Source organism: Pseudomonas sp. RP-B7, assembly GCF_059803535.1.
Window position 1 is genome coordinate 14,719 of sequence record NZ_JAPFHC010000014.1, and the last position, 20,269, is coordinate 34,987.

Annotated in this window: 20 protein-coding genes; 12 read left to right on the forward strand and 8 right to left on the reverse strand. The window is 61.5% G+C overall.

Translation table 11 applies throughout. From position 1 onward, the window contains the following. Window positions 1–7 precede the first annotated feature (7 nt). Both hemL and OPU96_RS14710 read left to right on the forward strand, forming a co-directional pair. Window positions 8–1,291, forward strand: coding sequence for a glutamate-1-semialdehyde 2,1-aminomutase (gene hemL, locus OPU96_RS14705; RefSeq protein ID WP_017136069.1), 1,284 nt, complete (start codon window positions 8–10; stop codon window positions 1,289–1,291). A 225-nt stretch (window positions 1,292–1,516) separates the two neighbouring features. Next, the gene (locus OPU96_RS14710) at window positions 1,517–2,071 is read left to right on the forward strand and encodes a tetratricopeptide repeat protein (RefSeq protein ID WP_305391582.1); all 555 of its coding nucleotides are present in this window, start codon (window positions 1,517–1,519) and stop codon (window positions 2,069–2,071) included. Between the two features lie 128 nt (window positions 2,072–2,199). Here the strand turns inward: OPU96_RS14710 and OPU96_RS14715 are convergent, their stop codons facing one another. Next, window positions 2,200–2,526: a DUF1820 family protein gene (locus tag OPU96_RS14715; protein ID WP_017735645.1), complete on the reverse strand. Its 327-nt coding sequence runs from the start codon at window positions 2,524–2,526 to the stop codon at window positions 2,200–2,202. Window positions 2,527–2,657: 131 nt separating this feature from the next. Between OPU96_RS14715 and miaB the strand changes: the two genes are divergently transcribed. The 5 genes from miaB (at window position 2,658) to lnt (ending at window position 8,093) form a co-directional block, all read left to right on the forward strand. Beyond that, complete coding sequence (miaB, locus tag OPU96_RS14720) at window positions 2,658–3,986, forward strand: tRNA (N6-isopentenyl adenosine(37)-C2)-methylthiotransferase MiaB (protein ID WP_192299021.1); 1,329 nt, start codon at window positions 2,658–2,660, stop codon at window positions 3,984–3,986. Between the two features lie 237 nt (window positions 3,987–4,223). After that, window positions 4,224–5,228 (forward strand): PhoH family protein, encoded by a 1,005-nt coding sequence (locus tag OPU96_RS14725; RefSeq protein WP_305391583.1) that lies wholly within the window; start codon window positions 4,224–4,226, stop codon window positions 5,226–5,228. Beyond that, a complete protein-coding gene (ybeY, locus tag OPU96_RS14730) occupies window positions 5,221–5,679 on the forward strand; it encodes an rRNA maturation RNase YbeY (RefSeq protein WP_017735642.1) in 459 nt (152 codons plus the stop codon). Before OPU96_RS14725 ends, ybeY begins: the two co-directional genes overlap by 8 nt. 42 nt (window positions 5,680–5,721) lie before the next feature. Further along, on the forward strand, window positions 5,722–6,561 hold the full coding sequence (locus OPU96_RS14735) for a CorC family transporter (protein WP_017528925.1): 840 nt from the start codon (window positions 5,722–5,724) through the stop codon (window positions 6,559–6,561). A gap of 8 nt (window positions 6,562–6,569) precedes the next feature. Then, entirely contained in the window at window positions 6,570–8,093 is a 1,524-nt protein-coding gene (lnt, locus tag OPU96_RS14740) for an apolipoprotein N-acyltransferase (protein WP_305391585.1), read from the forward strand. Between the two features lie 152 nt (window positions 8,094–8,245). Here lnt and OPU96_RS14745 read toward each other — a convergent pair whose 3' ends face one another. After that, window positions 8,246–9,007: a YdcF family protein gene (locus tag OPU96_RS14745; RefSeq protein ID WP_192299024.1), complete on the reverse strand. Its 762-nt coding sequence runs from the start codon at window positions 9,005–9,007 to the stop codon at window positions 8,246–8,248. Between the two features lie 97 nt (window positions 9,008–9,104). After that, the gene (locus OPU96_RS14750; RefSeq protein ID WP_192299025.1) at window positions 9,105–9,422 is read right to left on the reverse strand and encodes a hypothetical protein; all 318 of its coding nucleotides are present in this window, start codon (window positions 9,420–9,422) and stop codon (window positions 9,105–9,107) included. Between the two features lie 262 nt (window positions 9,423–9,684). On the opposite strand from OPU96_RS14750, the gene leuS reads away from it, so the two are divergent. The 5 genes from leuS (at window position 9,685) to OPU96_RS14775 (ending at window position 15,833) form a co-directional block, all read left to right on the forward strand. Beyond that, window positions 9,685–12,291, forward strand: a complete 2,607-nt coding sequence (gene leuS, locus OPU96_RS14755; protein ID WP_498559284.1) for a leucine--tRNA ligase — start codon at window positions 9,685–9,687, stop codon at window positions 12,289–12,291. Window positions 12,292–12,379: 88 nt separating this feature from the next. Beyond that, entirely contained in the window at window positions 12,380–12,985 is a 606-nt protein-coding gene (locus tag OPU96_RS14760; protein WP_192299027.1) for an LPS-assembly lipoprotein LptE, read from the forward strand. Window positions 12,986–13,024: 39 nt separating this feature from the next. Further along, the gene (gene holA, locus OPU96_RS14765) at window positions 13,025–14,062 is read left to right on the forward strand and encodes a DNA polymerase III subunit delta (protein ID WP_192299028.1); all 1,038 of its coding nucleotides are present in this window, start codon (window positions 13,025–13,027) and stop codon (window positions 14,060–14,062) included. Window positions 14,063–14,281: 219 nt separating this feature from the next. After that, window positions 14,282–14,446 carry an alternative ribosome rescue factor ArfA gene (arfA, locus tag OPU96_RS14770; RefSeq protein WP_498559285.1) on the forward strand — a complete coding sequence of 55 codons (165 nt, stop codon included), beginning with the start codon at window positions 14,282–14,284 and terminating at the stop codon, window positions 14,444–14,446. Window positions 14,447–14,507: 61 nt separating this feature from the next. Beyond that, window positions 14,508–15,833, forward strand: coding sequence for a lytic murein transglycosylase (locus OPU96_RS14775; protein ID WP_498559286.1), 1,326 nt, complete (start codon window positions 14,508–14,510; stop codon window positions 15,831–15,833). 121 nt (window positions 15,834–15,954) lie between these two features. Here the strand turns inward: OPU96_RS14775 and OPU96_RS14780 are convergent, their stop codons facing one another. The 5 genes from OPU96_RS14780 to OPU96_RS14800 all read right to left on the reverse strand — a co-directional run bounded on the left by OPU96_RS14780 (window position 15,955) and on the right by OPU96_RS14800 (window position 20,214). After that, window positions 15,955–16,872 (reverse strand): S66 peptidase family protein, encoded by a 918-nt coding sequence (locus tag OPU96_RS14780; protein WP_498559287.1) that lies wholly within the window; start codon window positions 16,870–16,872, stop codon window positions 15,955–15,957. 150 nt (window positions 16,873–17,022) lie between these two features. Then, complete coding sequence (gene lipA / locus OPU96_RS14785) at window positions 17,023–18,024, reverse strand: lipoyl synthase (RefSeq protein WP_166794335.1); 1,002 nt, start codon at window positions 18,022–18,024, stop codon at window positions 17,023–17,025. Between the two features lie 26 nt (window positions 18,025–18,050). Further along, a complete protein-coding gene (gene lipB, locus OPU96_RS14790; RefSeq protein ID WP_226455805.1) occupies window positions 18,051–18,698 on the reverse strand; it encodes a lipoyl(octanoyl) transferase LipB in 648 nt (215 codons plus the stop codon). Next, window positions 18,698–18,973: a DUF493 domain-containing protein gene (locus OPU96_RS14795; protein ID WP_192299032.1), complete on the reverse strand. Its 276-nt coding sequence runs from the start codon at window positions 18,971–18,973 to the stop codon at window positions 18,698–18,700. The genes lipB and OPU96_RS14795 overlap by 1 nt, the downstream gene beginning before the upstream one ends. A gap of 83 nt (window positions 18,974–19,056) precedes the next feature. Beyond that, window positions 19,057–20,214 (reverse strand): D-alanyl-D-alanine carboxypeptidase family protein, encoded by a 1,158-nt coding sequence (locus tag OPU96_RS14800; protein WP_192299033.1) that lies wholly within the window; start codon window positions 20,212–20,214, stop codon window positions 19,057–19,059. Window positions 20,215–20,269 lie beyond the last annotated feature (55 nt).

Here is a 20,269-nt window from a genome sequence, read left to right on the forward strand (position 1 = left end):
GCCCATCATGTCCCGTTCCGAAACGCTGTTTGCCAATGCCCAGAAGCACATCCCCGGCGGTGTGAACTCCCCCGTGCGTGCGTTCAAGAGCGTGGGCGGCACGCCGTTGTTCTTCAAGCATGCCGAAGGCGCCTACGTCACCGACGAAGATGACAAGCGCTATGTGGACTACGTCGGTTCCTGGGGGCCGATGATCCTCGGCCACAGCCACCCGGACGTGCTCGACGCAGTGCGCCAGCAGCTGCAACACGGCCTGTCCTACGGCGCGCCGACGGCGATGGAAACCGAGATGGCCGACCTGGTCTGCTCGATCGTGCCGTCGATGGAAATGGTGCGTATGGTCAGCTCCGGCACCGAAGCGACCATGAGCGCAATCCGCCTGGCCCGTGGTTTCACCGGCCGCGACAGCATCATCAAGTTCGAAGGCTGCTACCACGGCCACTCCGACAGCCTGCTGGTCAAGGCCGGTTCCGGCCTGCTGACCCAAGGCGTGCCAAGCTCGGCCGGCGTGCCGGCGGCGTTCGCCAAACACACCCTGACCCTGCCGTTCAACGACATCGCTGCGGTCGAGCAGATGCTCAGTGAAGTGGGCCAGGACGTGGCGTGCATCATCGTTGAGCCGGTCGCCGGCAACATGAACTGCGTACCGCCGGCGCCGGGCTTCCTCGAAGGCCTGCGCGAGCAGTGCGACAAGCACGGCGTCGTGCTGATTTTCGACGAAGTGATGACTGGTTTCCGCGTGGCCCTCGGGGGCGCACAGGCGTACTACGGCGTCACACCAGACCTGAGCACCTTCGGCAAGATCATTGGTGGCGGCATGCCTGTCGGCTGCTTCGGTGGCAAGCGCGAAATCATGCAGCACATCGCACCGCTGGGCCCGGTGTATCAGGCGGGCACATTGTCCGGTAACCCCCTGGCGATGGCCGCCGGCCTGACCACCTTGCGCCTGATCAGCCGCCCGGGCTTCCACGCCGAGCTGACCGACTACACCACCCGCCTGCTCGACGGCCTGCAACAACGCGCCGACGCTGCCGGTATCCCGTTCGTGACCACACAGGCAGGCGGCATGTTCGGCCTGTACTTCAGCGGTGCCGACGACATCGTCACCTTTGACGATGTGATGGGCAGCGACGCCGACCTGTTCAAGCGCTTCTTCCACCTGATGCTGGAAGGCGGCGTATACCTGGCGCCGAGTGCCTTCGAAGCCGGCTTCACTTCGATCGCCCATGGCGAAGCCGAGCTGAAACTGACCCTGGATGCCGCCGAGCGCGCCTTCGCTGCCTTGAAATAAGCCGATGCATCGCCTGACGCCGCCCCTGGTGGCGTCAGATTTGCTACTTTGCTTACAGACATTTCCTTGTTTTTTCGAGAAATCACCTGCAATCCGGCAGATAACTTGCCCAACCAGCAGAAAAACGAGTAAAGACTTTGTAAGCAGAGGCCTGCTTATTTCATAATGCGCGCTTATTGGATCCCGCGAGGGTCCGCGTGCCCCGTCAGAGGTAAGTCGATTCCCATGAAACGCACCGGCCGCACCCTGGTTCTGGGCTGCCTGTTGCTCCTTCAGCCGCTGCTGGCATATGCACAAGCAGGCGGCAACTCGTTGTTAATCCCAGCGATGGGTCGTTGCACCCTCAATACCCAGCCAGACAGCCAGGCCGAAGCGCTGAGCGCGTGTCAGAAACAGGCCGACGGCGGGGATGCGCAGGCGCAATACGAGTTGGGCGAGTATTACCATGACAGCAAGAACCCCGCCCGCGACCTCAACAAAGCCTTGAGCTACTTCGAGAAAGCCTCGTTGCAGGGCCATGCCGAAGCCCAATTCAAGCTGGGCACCATGTTCTTCCACGGCGAAGGCGTACCGGCCAACAACGTCCAGGCGTATATCGTGCTGAAGATGGCCGCGGTCAACGGTGCCGAGGATGCGCTGGACACGGCCGACGAAGTGGCCGAGCACATGCAGCGTGATGAATTGGAAGTGGCGACCCAGGTGCTGGGGCAGATCTTCCGCAATTATCTGCAGGAATTGCAGAGTGCGGATGGGCGTTCGCCTTTCTCACCCCTCCCCTGAATCTTCAGTGCTTTTGAAGGCCTCTTCGCGAGCAAGCCCGCTCCCACATTTAATCGCATTCCAAATTTGGAACTCGGTCGAATGTGGGAGCGGGCTTGCTCGCGAAGGGAGCGACGCGGTCTAACGCCCTACTTCTCAGGCATCGGCATCGGAAACGGCATCACATTGCCCATCCCCCGCGCCTCACTGATCTTCGGCGTACCCAAACGCTCGACTTCATCGATGCGCACAATCGAATGCATCGGCACAAAGCTGCGCACCACGCCTTCGAATTGCGCCTTGAGCTTCTCTTCGCCCGGATCGACGACCAACTGGGTGCGCTCGCCAAAGACGAACTCTTCCACCTCCAGGAACCCCCACAGATCGCTCTGATAGATCTGCTTGGCGTACATTTCGAACACCTGGCCCTGATTGAGGAAAATCACCTTATAGATTGGAGCTTCACGTTTGGTCATGGTGGGCGAACAACACATCGGGGATATAAAAGAGGGCGCGAACTATAGCATGGCACCCGATGCACAACGCTAGGAACCAATGGGCATGCCCCCTATAATGCGCGGTTCTTTACCACCAGTTGACGATTCCCATGGCCAAGAAGCTTTACATCGAAACCCACGGTTGCCAGATGAACGAGTACGACAGCTCGCGCATGGTCGATCTGCTGGGCGAACACCAGGCCCTGGAAGTCACCGCCCGCGCCGAAGATGCCGACGTGATCCTGCTCAATACCTGCTCGATCCGAGAGCGGGCCCAGGACCGTGTGTACTCCCAGCTGGGCCGCTGGCGCGAATTGAAACTGGCCAACCCGGACATGGTGATCGCCGTCGGCGGTTGCGTGGCCAGCCAGGAAGGCGCGGCGATTCGCGATCGCGCGCCCTATGTCGATGTGGTCTTCGGCCCGCAAACCCTGCACCGCCTGCCGGAAATGATCGACGCCGCGCGCTTCACCAAGCTGCCGCAGGTGGACGTGTCGTTCCCTGAAATCGAAAAATTCGACCACTTGCCCGAGCCGCGTATCGACGGGCCGAGCGCCTATGTGTCGGTGATGGAAGGTTGCAGCAAGTACTGCACCTTCTGCGTGGTGCCTTACACCCGCGGTGAAGAAGTCAGCCGGCCGTTTGACGATGTGCTGTCGGAAATCATCCACCTCGCCGAAAACGGCGTGCGTGAAGTGACCCTGCTCGGCCAGAACGTCAACGGCTATCGCGGCCTGACCGACGACGGCCGCCTGGCGGACCTGGCGGAGTTGATCCGCGTGGTCGCCGCCGTGGACGGTATCGAGCGCATTCGCTACACCACCTCGCACCCGCTGGAGTTTTCCGACAGCCTGATCCAGGCCCACGCCGAAGTGCCGGAGCTGGTCAAACACCTGCATTTGCCGGTGCAATCGGGCTCGGACCGCATTCTCGCGGCGATGAAACGCAACCACACCGCGCTGGAGTACAAATCCAAACTGCGCAAATTGCGTGCGGCGGTACCGGGTATCTGCATCAGTTCGGACTTTATCGTCGGCTTCCCCGGCGAGACCGAGAAAGACTTCCAGCAGACCATGAAGCTGATCGAAGACGTCGGTTTCGACTTTTCCTACTCCTTCGTCTACAGCCAGCGCCCCGGCACACCGGCGGCCGACTTGCTGGACGAGACCCCGGAAGCGCTGAAAAAAGAACGCTTGAATGCATTGCAGCACCGTTTGAACCAGCAAGGGTTCGAGATCAGCCGACAAATGGTCGGGTCGGTCCAGCGCATCCTGGTTACCGACTATTCGAAGAAAGATCCGGGCGAGCTGCAAGGCCGCACCGAGAACAACCGGATCGTCAACTTCCGCTGCGACAACCCGACCTTGATCGGCCAGTTCGCCGATGTGCATATCGACGCGGCGCAACCGCACTCGCTGCGGGGCTCGTTGATCAACTGATCGCAAAAACCTGAAGACAAATGAAGCTCAAATGTGGGAGCTGGCTTGCCTGCGATAGCGATGCAACAGCCAGCCTCTATTTTGGATGTGCCGGCCTCATCGCAGGCAAGCCAGCTCCCACAAAGGTTCTTCATTGTTCTGGAGAGTGGGGTCAGTCCATTTAAGTGCTTTCGCACACAGGCAGCTGGCGTTATTCTCTCTTTCAACTCAACAGCCAAAGGGCGGCTAAAAGCGACCTTGAACGCACCCATAGTAGAACCCCATCGTTTTATCCTCGAGCCGTTTGAGGCTCGTCGTTTCGCCAATCTGTGCGGACAGTTCGACGAGCACCTGCGCCTGATCGAACAACGCCTGAGCATCGAGATCCGCAACCGCGGCAATCAATTCGAACTCATTGGTGAAACCCAGCACACCACGTCTGCGGAAAACCTGCTGCGCCGCCTCTACCGCGAAACCAAGGGTAGCGAGCTGTCGCCGGAAACCGTGCACCTGTACCTGCAGGAATCGGCCGTGCAAGACCTGGCCAACAACCCTGTGGCCGAAGCCAGCGTGGCCCTGCGTACCAAAAAAGGCATGATTCGCCCGCGCGGCTTGAATCAGCAGAAGTACGTCAAGGAAATCCTCGGCAACGACATCAACTTCGGCATCGGACCCGCCGGTACGGGCAAGACCTACCTCGCCGTGGCGTGTGCGGTCGACGCCCTGGAGCGCGAGCAAGTGCGCCGCATCCTGCTGGTACGCCCGGCGGTCGAAGCCGGCGAGAAGCTCGGTTTCCTGCCTGGCGACCTCGCACAAAAGATCGACCCGTACCTGCGCCCGCTCTACGACGCGCTGTACGAGATGCTTGGCTTTGAATACGTGGCCAAGCTGATCGAACGCCAAGTCATCGAGATCGCTCCGCTCGCGTACATGCGCGGTCGCACCCTGAACAACAGCTTCATCATCCTCGACGAAAGCCAGAACACCACCGTCGAGCAGATGAAGATGTTCCTGACCCGGATCGGTTTCGGCTCCACCGCCGTGATCACTGGCGACATCACCCAGGTCGACCTGCCGAAAGGCACCAAGTCGGGCCTGAGCCAGGTGATCGAGGTGCTCAAGGACGTGCCGGGCATCAGTTTCACCCACTTCATGCCCAAGGACGTGGTCCGCCACCCGTTGGTACAGCGCATTGTCGAAGCCTACGAGCGTTTCGAACACCGTGACGATGGCTTGTCCAGGGACGTTCGCCGCGATGCTTGAGCTAGACCTGCAGCTGGCCACCGAAGCGCCCGCCCCCAGCGAAGAGCAGTTCCGTCAATGGTGTGCCCTGGCCCTGCGCCAGCGCACCGCTGACTCGGAACTGACCATCCGCCTGGTGGACGAGCCCGAAGGCCGCGAACTGAACCACACCTGGCGCCAGAAGGACTACGCGACCAACGTGCTGTCCTTCCCCGCCGACGTACCCGACGAGTTGCTGGACATCCCCCTGCTGGGCGACCTGGTGATCTGCGTCGAAGTCGTCGAGCGCGAGGCCAAGGAACAAGGCAAGGCCCTTGAAGCCCACTGGGCTCATCTGGTCATCCACGGCTGCTTGCATCTCTTGGGTTACGACCATATAGACGATGACGAAGCCGAGGAAATGGAAACACTGGAACAAACGTTGCTTGCTGAATTGGGTCACCCTGACCCTTACGCAGACGACGAAAACTGATCGACACCTAACTGAAACAACAAAGGATTTAGAGTAATCGCTATGAGCGAAGACCGATCGAGCAACGGGCAGAAGTCATGGCTGGGTAAACTGACCCAGGCTTTTGCCCACGAGCCGAAAAACCGCCAGGAGCTGCTGGAGCTGCTGCGCGAGGCCCACCAGAACAAGTTGCTGGACAGCGAAGCGCTGGCCATCGTCGAAGGCGCCATCCAGGTGGCTGACCTGCAAGTACGCGACATCATGGTGCCGCGCTCGCAGATGATCAGCATCAAGGCGACCCAGACCCCACGGGAATTCCTCCCGGCCGTGATCGACTCGGCGCACTCGCGCTACCCGGTGATCGGTGAAAGCCATGACGACGTCATGGGCGTCCTGCTGGCCAAGGACCTGCTGCCGCTGATCCTCAAGGAGAACGGCGACAGCTTCAACATCAAGGACCTGCTGCGCCCGGCCACCTTCGTGCCGGAATCCAAGCGCCTGAACGTGTTGCTGCGTGAGTTCCGCGCCAACCATAACCACATGGCCATCGTGATCGACGAATACGGTGGCGTGGCGGGCCTGGTGACCATCGAAGACGTGCTGGAACAGATCGTCGGCGACATCGAAGACGAACACGACGTCGAAGAAGACAGCTACATCAAGCCGCTGCCCAGCGGTGATTTCCTGATCAAGGCGCTGACACCGATCGAAAACTTCAACGAGTTCTTCGACAGCGAGTTCTCCGACGATGAGTTCGACACCGTTGGCGGCCTGGTGATGAATGCGTTTGGCCACCTGCCAAAACGCAACGAGACCACCGAGATCGGCGCGTACCGCTTCCGCATCCTTAATGCGGACAGTCGTCGTATCCACTTGATCCGCTTGACCCCTATTGCCCGCTAAGGACTGACATGCGCCGTCTCACCGCACCCGGCTGGCCCGGTAACCTGCTGGCCGTGGTGGCCGGCGCCACCACTACCCTGGCGTTGGCGCCGTTCGATCTGTGGCCGTTTGCGCTGATCGCCGTCGGATTGTTCTATATCGGCCTGCGGGAACTGAGCCCACGCCAGGCCCTGGGCCGTGGCTGGTGTTTCGGTTTCGGCCTGTTTGGTGCCGGCACAAGCTGGATCTACTACAGCATCCACCATTTCGGCGGCGCCTCGGTGCTGCTGGCTGGCTTCCTGATGCTGCTGTTCACCGCCGCCATCGCCCTGTTCTTCGCCCTGCCCGCCTGGCTGTGGGCCCGCTGGCTGCGCCGCAATGAAGCACCGTTGGCCGATGCCCTGACCTTTGCTGCATTGTGGGTCGGCCAGGAAGCGTTTCGTGGCTGGTTCCTCACCGGTTTCCCGTGGTTGTACTCCGGCTACAGTCAACTCGACGGCCCGCTGACCGGCCTCGCGCCGTTGGGCGGGATGTGGCTGATCTCCTTCGCCCTGGCGCTGACTGCCGCCGTGCTGTGCAACTTGCCGCGCCTGTTGGCGAGCAAGCGCAACGCCTTTATCGGCGCGGGCCTGGTCTTGCTGGTTGCGCCGTGGGCCATCGGCCTGGCCCTCAAGCATCACGCCTGGACCTCGCCGTCCGGCGCACCGTTGAGCGTCGCCGCGATCCAGGGCAACGTCGCACAGAGCATGAAATGGGACCCGGAACAGCTCAACGCACAGCTGGCGCTGTACCGCGACATGAGCTTCGCCTCCAAGCGCGTCGACTTGCTGATCTGGCCGGAAACCGCAGTGCCAGTGCTCAAGGAGTCGGTTGAAGGCTATCTGGGGATGATGGGCAAGTTTGCCGCCGACCGACATACCGCGCTGATCACCGGCGTGCCGATCCGCCAGGAAGTGCATCACCAGAAGCGCTACTTCAACGGCATCACCGTGGTGGGCGAAGGTGATGGCACCTACCTGAAACAAAAACTCGTGCCGTTCGGCGAATACGTGCCGCTGCAAGACATGCTGCGCGGGCTGATCGCTTTCTTCGACTTGCCGATGTCGGACTTCGCCCGTGGCCCGGCCGATCAGGCAATGTTGCAGGCCAAGGGTTATCAGATCGCACCGTTCATTTGCTACGAAGTGGTGTACCCGGAGTTTGCCGCCGGCCTCTCGGCACAGAGCGATTTGCTCCTGACAATCAGCAATGACACGTGGTTCGGCACGTCCATCGGCCCGTTGCAACACCTGCAAATGGCGCAGATGCGTGCCCTGGAAGCCGGCCGCTGGATGATCCGCGCCACCAACAACGGCGTGACCGGCCTGATCAACCCCTACGGGCAGATCACCGAGCAGATCCCACAGTTCGAGCGCGGCATTCTTTATGGTGAAGTGGTGCCGATGCACAACCTCACGCCGTACCTGCAATGGCGGTCTTGGCCGTTGATCATTGTGTGTGTACTGCTGTTTGGCTGGGCACTGCTGGCCGCAAGAATGGCCAAGACGGTCTAAAGGACAACACAAAACCCATGTGGGAACGGGCTTGTGTAGGAGCGGCGGTGCGACGATTCGACTTGCTCGCGAAGGCGGCGTGTCAGTGAACACATCTGATACTGATGCACCGCATTCGCGAGCAAGCCCGCTCCCGCATTTGTCCTGCAGTGCTACTTATAAAACAATCGATAACCTACCTGCCCCACCGCCTCGTTGATCAACTGCCCGCTGCGCCATACCGACACGAACTCCGGCATCCAGCCACCGAGCGGCCGGGAGTTGTCCACCCCCAGAAAGCCGACCGGCCCGGGCACCACGGTGAAACCGGCCTTCTCAAAGCTCCACACCGAACGCGGCATGTGCCACGCCTGAGTCACCACCACCACGCGCTTGATGCCTTGGGGCAATAGAATCTCGGCACTCATCTGCGCATTCTCCCAGGTGGTGCGGCTGCGCTCTTCCTTCCAACGCACCGTCACACCGAAGTCGTCACGCATCGACACCGCCATCAACTCGGCCTCACTGGGCGGCGTGCCGTAGTGCAGCCCGCCGCTGGTCAGCACCGGCAACCCCGACGCCTTGGCCAGGCGCGCCGCATAGCGCTGGCGCTCAAGCCCGACGCCGGTCGGCTGGTCGGTGCCCCACGCCGGATCGCCGCGCTCACGCCCCGAACCCAGCACCACAATGGCATCCGCACGCTGGGCCAGGGTCGACCAGTCTTCCTGCGCCAAAGGCGGCTCCGTCTCCAGGGCCCGGGCGCCCCACTCCACCATCACCGGCAGGCTGATCAGCCACATCCCGCCAAACCCAAGGGCAAAGCACACGCCAGCCAGGCGCGGGCGGCTGCGGCGAAACCACCAGGCAAGTGCGAGCAGCAGCAAGAAAATGCCGGGCGGCAACAACAATTGTTTAATGAAATAACGAAAAGGCATCGGGCATCTCCAAAGATGCCCGAAGCCTAGATGCAACGGGATTTAGCGACAATCTTTACCAGCACATTTTGAGAAGGTTAACGGATAACGCTGTGCTTCACTTGCACCGTACGGCCCGGCGCTTTTCCGGGCCGCGGGCGGTGGGCAAGTCTTTCAGCCAAATCACCTTAGCCGAGCGCGAGGGCTCCTGGGCTGGCGGGGAGGCCTGCCCAAGTGCTGCGCGGTGGTGATTGGACTCCAGGTAAACCTTGATCAATTCAAGCTCTGCCTGGCTCAAGCCACGCAACTCCAGCTCCTGAGGCCGCTCATCACACAAACGGCCTGCGGTATCTGCTGCATCCAATGCACGACCCAAACGGTCGATCAGTCCTTCGTACAACTGCGGTTTCGTTAAAGTTCGCTGCGATTCAGCCATCCCCTCACCTCATTGAAGAAAGTTCTTGCTCCCCAATAAACAGCGTAGCCCCCGTGGCTGCGCCTGCCTGGTGCCGCGACAGACGGCCAGGCCTGCGCAATCAGGGTTTCCCTCGATAGAGTGGGGTCATGTATGCTACGGCGCTTCCTGTAACTCCACTTCCCGCAGGGTTTGGGCACGGACGCGCCGCTTTTTGGTGTCGATCAACCCCGGCCATGCACCGAAGAGGATTAGGCCACCCCTATTCAGTTCAAAAGTAGCCATGCACGAACAATATCAGCCCCGTGAAATCGAAAATGCCGCCCAAGCCTTCTGGGACGAGCAAAAGTCCTTTGAAGTCAGTGAACAGCCAGGCAAGGAGACTTACTACTGCCTATCGATGTTCCCTTACCCCAGCGGCAAGCTACACATGGGGCACGTGCGCAACTACACCATCGGTGACGTGATTTCCCGCTACCAGCGCATGCTCGGTAAAAACGTTCTGCAACCCATGGGTTGGGACGCTTTCGGCATGCCGGCGGAAAATGCCGCGATGAAAAACAACGTGGCCCCCGCCAAGTGGACCTACGAAAACATCGCCTACATGAAGACCCAGCTGCGCAGCCTGGGCCTGGCGGTGGACTGGTCCCGCGAAGTGACCACCTGCAAGCCGGACTACTACCGCTGGGAACAATGGCTGTTCACTCGCCTGTTCGAAAAAGGGGTGATCTACAAAAAGAGCGGTACCGTGAACTGGGACCCGATCGACCAGACCGTACTCGCCAACGAACAGGTGATCGACGGTCGCGGCTGGCGTTCCGGCGCGCTGATCGAAAAGCGCGAAATCCCGATGTACTACTTCAAGATCACCGCCTACGCGGATGAACTGTTGTCGAGCCTCGACGATCTGCCGGGCTGGCCTGAACAGGTCAAGACCATGCAGCGCAACTGGATCGGCAAGTCCAAGGGCATGGAAGTGCAGTTCCCGTACAACGTTGATTCGATCGGCGTTGCTGGCGCACTGAAAGTATTCACCACCCGCCCGGACACCCTGATGGGCGCGACCTACGTCGCCGTGGCCGCCGAGCACCCGCTGGCCACCCAGGCGGCACAGAACAACCCTGAGCTGCAGGCGTTCATCGCCGAATGCAAAGGCGGTAGCGTGGCGGAAGCCGACGTCGCTACCCAGGAGAAAAAAGGCCTGCCGACCGGCCTGTTCGTCGAGCACCCGCTGACTGGCGAAAAGCTGCCGGTATGGGTCGCCAACTACGTGCTGATGCACTACGGCGATGGCGCCGTAATGGCAGTGCCGGCTCACGACGAACGCGACTTCGAATTCGCCACCAAGTACGACCTGCCGATCAAATCCGTGGTGCGCACCAGCTCCGGTGACACCAACCCGGCCCCGTGGCAAGACGCCTACGGCGAACACGGCACCCTGATCAATTCCGGCGAGTTCGACGGCCTGGACTTCCAGGGCGCGTTCGACGCCATCGAAGTTGCGCTGATCAAAAAGAACCTGGGCGCCTCGCGCACCCAGTTCCGCCTGCGCGACTGGGGCATCAGCCGTCAGCGCTACTGGGGCTGCCCGATCCCGATCATCCACTGCCAAACCTGCGGTGACGTGCCGGTGCCGGAAGACCAACTGCCGGTCGTCCTGCCCGAAGACGTGGTGCCGGACGGCGCCGGTTCGCCGTTGGCGCGCATGCCTGAGTTCTACGAGTGCAACTGCCCGAAATGCGGCCAGCCTGCCAAGCGTGAAACCGACACCATGGACACTTTCGTAGAGTCCTCGTGGTACTACGCCCGCTACGCCTCGCCGCACTACGAGGGTGGCCTGGTGGAAAAATCCGCAGCCGACCATTGGTTGCCAGTGGACCAGTACATCGGCGGTATCGAACACGCCATCCTCCACCTGCTCTACGCGCGCTTCTTCCACAAGCTGATGCGTGACGAAGGCCTGGTGAGCTCCGACGAACCATTCAAGAACCTGCTGACCCAAGGCATGGTGATCGCCGAGACCTACTACCGTCGCGAAGCCAATGGTGCCTACACCTGGTTCAACCCGGCGGACGTCGAGCTGGAGCGTGACAGCAAAGCCAAGGTCATCAGCGCCAAGCTGATCTCGGACGGCCTGCCGGTAGAAATCGGCGGTACCGAGAAGATGGCCAAGTCGAAGAACAACGGCGTCGACCCACAGTCGATGATCGACCAGTTCGGCGCCGACACCTGCCGCCTGTTCATGATGTTCGCGTCGCCGCCTGACATGAGCGCCGAATGGTCCGACTCCGGCGTCGAAGGTTCGCATCGTTTCCTCAAGCGCGTCTGGCGCCTGGCACACGCCCATGTGAGCCAGGGTCTGCCGGGCAAACTGGACGTGGCGAGCCTGAGCGACGAGCAGAAAGCCGTTCGCCGCAGCACTCACCTGGCCATCCGCCAAGCGAGCCAGGACGTGGGCCAGAACCACAAGTTCAACACCGCCATCGCCCAGGTGATGACGCTGATGAACGTGCTGGAAAAAGCACCACAGGCAACCGAACAGGACCGCGCGCTGGTTCAGGAAGGCCTGGAAACGGTCACCCTGCTGCTGGCGCCGATCACACCGCACATCAGCCATGAGCTGTGGAGCCGTCTGGGCCACAGCGGTGCAGTCATCGATGCCGGCTGGCCAAAGCAGGATGACAGCGCCCTGGTACAGGACACGCTGCAACTGGTGATCCAGGTCAACGGCAAACTGCGTGGCCAGATCGACATGCCGGCCAGCGCCAGCCGCGAAGACGTCGAAGCCGCCGCACGGGTCAACGAAAACGTGCTGCGCTTCACCGAAGGCCTGACGATCCGCAAAGTGATCGTGGTGCCCGGCAAACTGGTCAACATCGTCGCCAGCTAAATCGGATCAGGCGCGGAGCTCGAGCCCGCGCCGAACTAAACCTTCAGGGCCTCGATAAGGCCCATCTGGTTTCAAGGGGAGCAACACAATGATCAAACGCAATCTGCTGGTGATGGGCCTGGCCGTACTGCTGAGCGCTTGCGGCTTCCAGCTGCGCGGCACCGGCACCAACGAGCTGGCAATCAAGGAACTGGACGTCAGCGCACGCGATGCCTACGGCGATACCGTCACCCAGCTGCGCCAGGTACTGGAAAACAGCGGCGTGCACGTCTACACCGGCGCGACGTACAAGCTGGTCCTGGTCAACGAGAAAGAAACCCAGCGTAACCTGAGCTACGCCAGCGCTGGCCGCGCGTCGGACATCGAACTGGCCACCGAGCTGAACATCGAAGTCCAGGGCCGCGATCACTTGCCATTGATGGGCGACAAGATCGTGGTACAGAAAATCGTCAGCCACGACGGCAACAACCTGGTCGGTTCGGACTCCGAGACCATCCAGGTACGCAAGGAAATCCGTCGCGAGCTGGTACAGCGTGTCGTCCTGCGTCTGCAGATGCTGACCCCGGAAAAACTCGAAACCTTGCAGCAAGCCGCTGACAACAAGGCCAAGGCTGAAGCCGACGCCCTGAAAGCGGCGCAGGAATACGAAGACAACACGCCGAAACAATCGCCTGTTGAAGTCCCTGTCGAGTAAGCCAGACGGGGCGCCCCAAGCGCCCCGTTCGCCCCGCCTATGAAACTCGCCCCCGCCCAACTCGCCAAACACCTGCAAGGTGGCCTTGCGCCTGTCTACATCGTCAGCGGTGATGACCCGTTGCTGTGCCAGGAAGCCGCCGACGCCATCCGCACCGCTGCGCGCCAGCAAGGTTTCGACGAACGCCAGGTGTTTGCCGCCGACGCCAGTTTCGACTGGGGCACGTTGCTGCAGGCCGGTGCGAGCATGTCGCTGTTTGCCGAAAAGCGCCTGCTAGAACTGCGCCTGCCTTCGGGCAAGCCGGGTGACAAAGGCGCGGCAGCCTTGATGGAATACTGCTCACGCCCCGCCGAAGACACGGTGCTGCTGATCAGCCTGCCCAAGCTTGACGGCAGTGCGCAGAAAACCAAGTGGGGCAAGGCGCTGGTGGAGGGTCCGCAGACCCAGTTCATCCAGATCTGGCCGGTGGACAGCAATCAATTGCCGCAGTGGATTCGTCAGCGCCTGTCCCAGTCGGGGCTATCGGCGACGCAAGACGCCGTGGAGCTGATTGCCGCGCGGGTCGAGGGCAACTTGCTGGCCGCCGCCCAGGAGATCGAAAAGCTCAAGCTGATGGCCGAAGACGGGCAGATCACCGTCGAAACCGTACAGGGTGCGGTGGCTGACAGTGCCCGGTTTGACGTATTCGGGCTGGTGGATGCGATCCTCAATGGCGAACCCGCCCACGCCTTGCGCATGCTCGAAGGCCTGCGCGGCGAAGGCGTGGAGCCGCCGGTGATTCTCTGGGCCCTGGCCCGGGAGCTGCGGGTATTGGCCAATATTGCCCTGCAATACAGCCAGGGCACGCCGCTGGACAAGTGCTTCAGCCAGGCCCGACCGCCCGTGTGGGACAAGCGCAAGCCCCTGATGAGCAAAGCCCTGCAACGGCACTCGGCGCAACGCTGGGCACAACTGTTGCTGGAGGCCCAGCGCATCGATGCACAGATCAAGGGCCAGGCGGCGGGTTCGCCGTGGATGAGCTTGAGCCGGTTGTCGCTGCTGATGGCCGGACAGCGCCTGACATTGCCTGCCGAATAATCCCTCCCTCAAAAACACCACAGTCCAATGTGGGAGCGGGCTTGCTCGCGAATGCGTTGGGTCAGTCACTTGGTCTATAAACTGACACTCCGCATCGCGAGCAAGCCCGCTCCCACAGTTTTGACCGTGTCTACCTTTCCTACATTTCGCCGGGCTTTACAGTAGCGTAACTTCGGCAGATGATTTGCACCGCTCCAACCCACCCAGAGAGTATCAAGCATGAGCAAAAAGCCATCCAAGCATGGCCCCAACAAGGCCAAATCCATCATCGCCCAGTCACTGTTCCGCAGCCGTCAGGAACGCGCCGGCAAGGGCAAAGGCAGCTACCGCCGCGAAGCCTTCCAGTCTAATAGCTGGGAGGCTTCTTACTTTCTGGCTGCCTGAAGGCAAGCGCCCCTTCGGCATGATAAGGTCTGCACCTGATTTGTAATCCCTGGACCTGTGCATGCCCTCTTGTCTTTCCCGTCGTTGGCACCTTCGCCAGCTGATCGCTGCCTCCAGCCTCATTCTGCTCGTCGCCTGCGCGGAGAAACCCACCGCCGCGGACGCTCAACCCCTGCCCAAACTCCAGGCCGCACCGGCCGCGGCACCTGCCGTCGTGGCGCCCCTGGCCGTCGACAACCTCGACATCCAGCCGACCCAGACCTTTGCCGAATGGCAGGCCGCTTTCCGCGAGCAAGCGTTGAAAGCCGGGATCACCCCCGCCGTCTTTGATAACGCCTTCGCCAATGTCACGCCGGACATGGCGGTGATCCGTGCCGACCGCAGCCAGCCGGAGTTTTCCCGTCCGGTGTGGGAATACCTCGACGGCGCCCTGTCAGCTCTGCGCGTGCGCAACGGCCAGGCGCTGCTGATCAAGCACGCCGACATCCTGCAGCGCATCGAAGAACGCTACGGCGTCGACCGCCAGGCACTCGTCTCGGTGTGGGGCATGGAGAGCAACTTCGGCCAGTTCCAGGGCAACAACTCGGTGATCCGCTCGCTGGCAACCCTGGCCTACGAAGGTCGTCGCCCGGCGTTTGCCCAGGCGCAATTGCTGGCCGCATTGCAGATCATCCAGCACGGCGACATCCAGGCCGACCAGATGAAAGGCTCCTGGGCCGGCGCCATGGGCCAGACCCAGTTTATTCCTACCACCTACAACACCCACGCCGTCGACTTCGATGGCGACGGCCGCCGCGACATCTGGAACAGCCCGGCCGACGCCCTCGCCTCCACCGCCCACTACCTGCAAAGCTCCGGCTGGCAGAAAGGCCAGCCGTGGGGCTTCGAGGTCAAGCAACTGCCGACGAATTTCGATTACGCCCTGGCCGACGGCGGTGTGCGCAAGACCGTGGCCGAATGGATGAAACTCGGCGTGCAGCTGCCGTTTGGCGCAAGCATGCCGCCGAACGTCGACCAACTGTCTGCCGCCCTGCTATTGCCGGCGGGTTACCGTGGCCCGGCGTTCCTGGTGCTGGATAACTTCCGCGCGATCCTCAAGTACAACAACTCGTCGTCCTACGCGTTGGCAGTAGGCCTGTTGTCGGAACGCTTTGGCGGCGGCGGCGTGATTCGGGGCGATTGGCCAAAGGATGAGCTGCCACTGAGCCGCTCCCAGCGCATCGACCTGCAGACGGCGCTGAGCGCCAAGGGGTATGACGCAGGCAACCCGGATGGGATTATCGGTGCCAATACACGCAAGGCGATCCGTGCGGCGCAGCAGGTGCTGGGATGGCCGGCGGATGGGTATCCGACGGTGAAACTGCTGGAGTCTTTGCAGAACCGCTAGATCTGCTTATGGCTACTGCCGCTATCGCAGGCAAGCCAGCTCCCACATTCAACCGTGTACATCCTTTCGTAGGCGGTCGGATGTGGTGGCTTGCCAGCGATGACGGCACCACAGGCAACAACTATTTAAAGACTACATCCTGCTCCAACACCACCCGCTGCTCCCCCGCATCCAACCGCACCAACGCGCCCATCGGCAGCGTCAGGTTCGGATCACAATGCCCACTGCGCCAACCGGCCAACACTGGAATGCACAGCGGTTCAAAGGTCTGCTTGAGCAACCGCTCCAGCGCCATGCCGTCCACACCCGCCACATCGCCCACCAGCACCCCCGCCACCTGGGCCAGCTTGCCTGCCAGGCGCAGGTGTGTGAGCAGGCGGTCGATGCGGTAAATCGGCTCGTTGACGTCCTCGATCAGCAGGATGATGCCCTCGGCATCGATCTCGTATGGCGTCCCCATCACCGCTGCGATCATCGACAAGTTCCCCCCCAGCAAACGCCCACAAGCGATGCCAGGTGCAATCGTGGTCAACGGGTAGGCCACCGGGTGCGCCAGCACGCTGCCGGCGCCGAGATCGCCGCGCAGCAGGCCCAGTAGCGAAGACTCGGTGGGCGGTTGCTTGCCGCCCAGCAGGTCGGCATTGAGCATCGGCCCGTGGAAGGTCACAAAGCCGGCGTAGCGGTTGATCGCCAGGTGCAGGGCGGTAATGTCGCTGTAGCCCACGAACGGTTTGGGATTGGCGCGCAGCAGGTTGAAATCCAGGCCATCGAGCAGACGTGGCGTACCGTAGCCGCCGCGCAGGCAGAAGATGGCGTCGATCTCGGGGCTGGCGAAGGCGGCGTGGAGGTCGCGCAGGCGCACTTCATCGCTGCCGGCGAGGTAGCCGTCGCGCTCGTAGACGCCAGGGAAGATGTGCAGCTCGTAGCCTCGGGCGCGCATCCATTGGCCGGCTTTTTCGACGTCCAGTGCGGCAGGGCCGGCGGGGGCGATCAGGGCGATGGTGCCTTCTGGTCGCAACGCAGGTACGGCAATGCTCATCCACAATTCTCCCTAAATAACGCAGAACGAAATGTGGGAGCGGGCTTGCCTGCGATGCAGGCACCTCGGTGGATCAGTCGCACCGAGGTGATGCTATCGCAGGCAAGCCAGCTCCCACACAAGCCCGCTCCCAAATTTGAGCAGCGGTATTTACGAAACCAGGCTCGCCTTGACCAGTTTGGCCTGCTCGTCAGCGTGGTACGAAGAACGCACCAACGGGCCCGACGCGACGTTCTTGAAGCCCATCTTGTAGCCTTCCTCGGCGAACCAGGCGAAGGTGTCCGGGTGCACGAAACGTTGCACCGGCAAGTGGCTGCGGGACGGTTGCAGGTACTGGCCCAGGGTGAGCATGTCGATGTCGTGTTCGCGCATGCGCTTCATGACTTCGATGACTTCTTCGTCGGTCTCGCCCAGGCCCAGCATCAGGCCGGATTTGGTTGGGATGTGCGGCATCATCTGCTTGAATTTCTGCAGCAGGGTCAGCGACCACTGATAGTCCGACCCCGGACGCGCAGCCTTGTACAGGCGTGGCACGGTTTCCAGGTTGTGGTTGAACACATCCGGCGGCTCGGCGGCGGTGATTTCCAGCGCCACGTCCATACGGCCACGGTAGTCCGGAACCAGGGTTTCGAGCATCACGTTCGGCGACAGCTTGCGGATCTCGCGGATGCAGTCGGCAAAGTGCTGGGCACCGCCGTCACGCAGGTCGTCGCGGTCAACGGAGGTAATCACCACGTACTTGAGGCGCAGGTCGGCGATGGCGATGGCCAGGCTTTCCGGCTCGTTGACGTCCAGTGGCTTCGGTCGGCCGTGGCCCACGTCGCAGAACGGGCAACGACGGGTGCAGATGTCACCCATGATCATGAAGGTGGCGGTGCCGCCGGAGAAACACTCACCCAGGTTCGGGCACGAGGCTTCTTCGCACACGCTGTGCAGCTTGTGCTTGCGCAGCAGGGCCTTGATACGGTCGACTTCCGGCGAAACCGGGATGCGCACGCGAATCCAGTCGGGTTTCTTCGGCAGTTCGGTGGTCGGAATGATCTTCACCGGGATGCGTGCAACCTTCTCGGCGCCGCGCAGCTTGACGCCGGCTTCCACCTTGGCACGCGGGGCCGGGGCCGGACGTTCGGTAACGTCCACCGTCGGGATCATGGTTTGCACTGCATCAGTAGTCATAATCAGTCGATTCCGCCCGTAAGGGTCGTCTGCTCAGCATAGTCGAGGTGTTTGACGAGCTGCGCACGCAGCCGGGCACTTACCTCGGCAAATTTAATCGGTGTGGCGTGTTCGCTCAGTTGGGTCATCGCCAGCCCGGCATAGCCGCACGGGTTGATCCGGCGAAACGGTGCGAGGTCCATGTCCACGTTCAGGGCCAGGCCATGAAACGAACAACCGTGGCGAATCCTCAAGCCCAGGGAGGCGATTTTCGCGCCATCCACATACACGCCAGGGGCATCGGGCTTGGCCGCGGCGCTCACGCCGTAACTGGCCAGCAGCTCGATCAGGCAAGCCTCCATGCGGCTGACCAGATCACGCACGCCAAACCCTAGCTTGCGCACATCCAGCAAGAGGTATGCGACAAGTTGTCCGGGGCCATGGTAAGTCACTTGGCCACCTCGGTCGACCTGCACCACCGGAATATCCCCCGGCACCAGCAGGTGCTCGGCCTTGCCGGCCTGGCCCTGGGTAAACACCGGCGGGTGTTCGACCAGCCAGATTTCGTCCGGGGCCGACGTACCGCGCTCGTTGGTGAACCGCTGCATGGCATGCCAGACCGGCTCGTAGGCCATCTGGCCGAGCTCGCGAAAGCCCAGGACGCCTGGCATCAAAGCACCATGTGCACGAAGCCGGTGGCCCGCAGTTCGCTGTTGATGTCGTAGAGCTGGTCTTGACCGGTCGCAACGATGTGCAACTGGATCGTGGTGTATTTACCGTTGGTGCTCGAACGCTCGTCCACCCGGTTGTCGTTGATCGTCGCGTGTTTACGCACGATCTCGATAATTTTGTCTTTGTTGCCCACGCCGGTATCGCTGATCACTTTGACGGGATAGTCCGTCACTGGGAATTCGATCTTTGGCGCCTTTACTTCGGTATCGGTCATGGCGTAACGGCCTCGTAAGCGTAAGCCTTGGCGACGACAAAGCCCCGCGTCGGATCAACGCGGGGCTTTGCAGATGCTCAGTGTCAGTTGAACAAGCCGTAGAAGAATAGACGGATGCTATCCCACACGCGGCGGAAGATGCCACCTTCGTCGACGGCGTCCAGCGCGATCAGGTCGGCGCTGTGCACCACCTTGTCGTCCAGCTTCACTTCGACTTTACCGATCACATCACCCTTGGCGATTGGAGCAACCAATTGCGGGTTCATGGTCATGCTGGCGGCGAGCTTTTTCAGCTGGCCTTTTGGCATGGTCAGGGTCAGGTCTTCAGCCAGGCCGGCCTTGACTTGGTGGGTCGCGCCCTTCCAAACCGGCGCCTGTGCCAGTTCGGCACCCTTCTGGTAGAAGGTCTGGGTTTCGAAGAAACGGAAACCGTAGGTCAGCAGTTTTTGCGTCTCGGCCGCACGGGCCTGCTCGCTGTTGGTGCCGAAGACCACGGCGATCAGGCGTTGGCCATCACGTACGGCGGACGACACCATGCAGTAGCCGGCTTCGTCGGTGTGACCGGTTTTCAGGCCATCGACGGTCTTGTCACGCCACAGCAACAGGTTGCGGTTAGGTTGCTTGATATTGTTCCAGAAGAATTCTTTCTGGGAGTAGATCGCGTAGTGCACCGGGTCGACACGAATGATCGCGCGCGCCAGGATCGCCATGTCGTGAGCCGACGAGTAGTGCTCCGGGTTCGGCAGGCCGGTCGGGTTCATGAAGTGGCTGTTGGTCATGCCCAGGTCAGCGACGGTTTTGTTCATCATGTCGGCGAACGCATCTTCGCTGCCGGCGATGTGCTCGGCCAGGGCCACGCTGGCATCGTTGCCGGACTGGATGATGATGCCGTGCAGCAGGTCGCTGACAGTCACCTGCGAGCCAACCTTGATGAACATCCGCGAACCGCCGGTGCGCCAGGCGTTTTCGCTGACGGTCACTGGATCGTTTTCGCCGATCTGGCCGCGACGGATTTCCAGGGTCGCGATGTAGGCGGTCATCAGCTTGGTCAGGCTGGCTGGGGGCAGACGCTGGTCACCGTTGCTCTCGACCAGCACGTTGCCGCTGGCGGCATCCATGAGGACCCAGGCCTTGGCAGCCAGTTGCGGGGAAGCCGGCACCATTTCGACCGCCCAGGCGGCCGGGGTGATGATCAGCGAAAGAAGCAGGCACGTGCGTTTGGCTAAGGTGGTGATGTTCATCCGTCTCTCGAAATTGCTTATGGAAACTTGCCCTCTCGGGCAAAACTTATTCAGA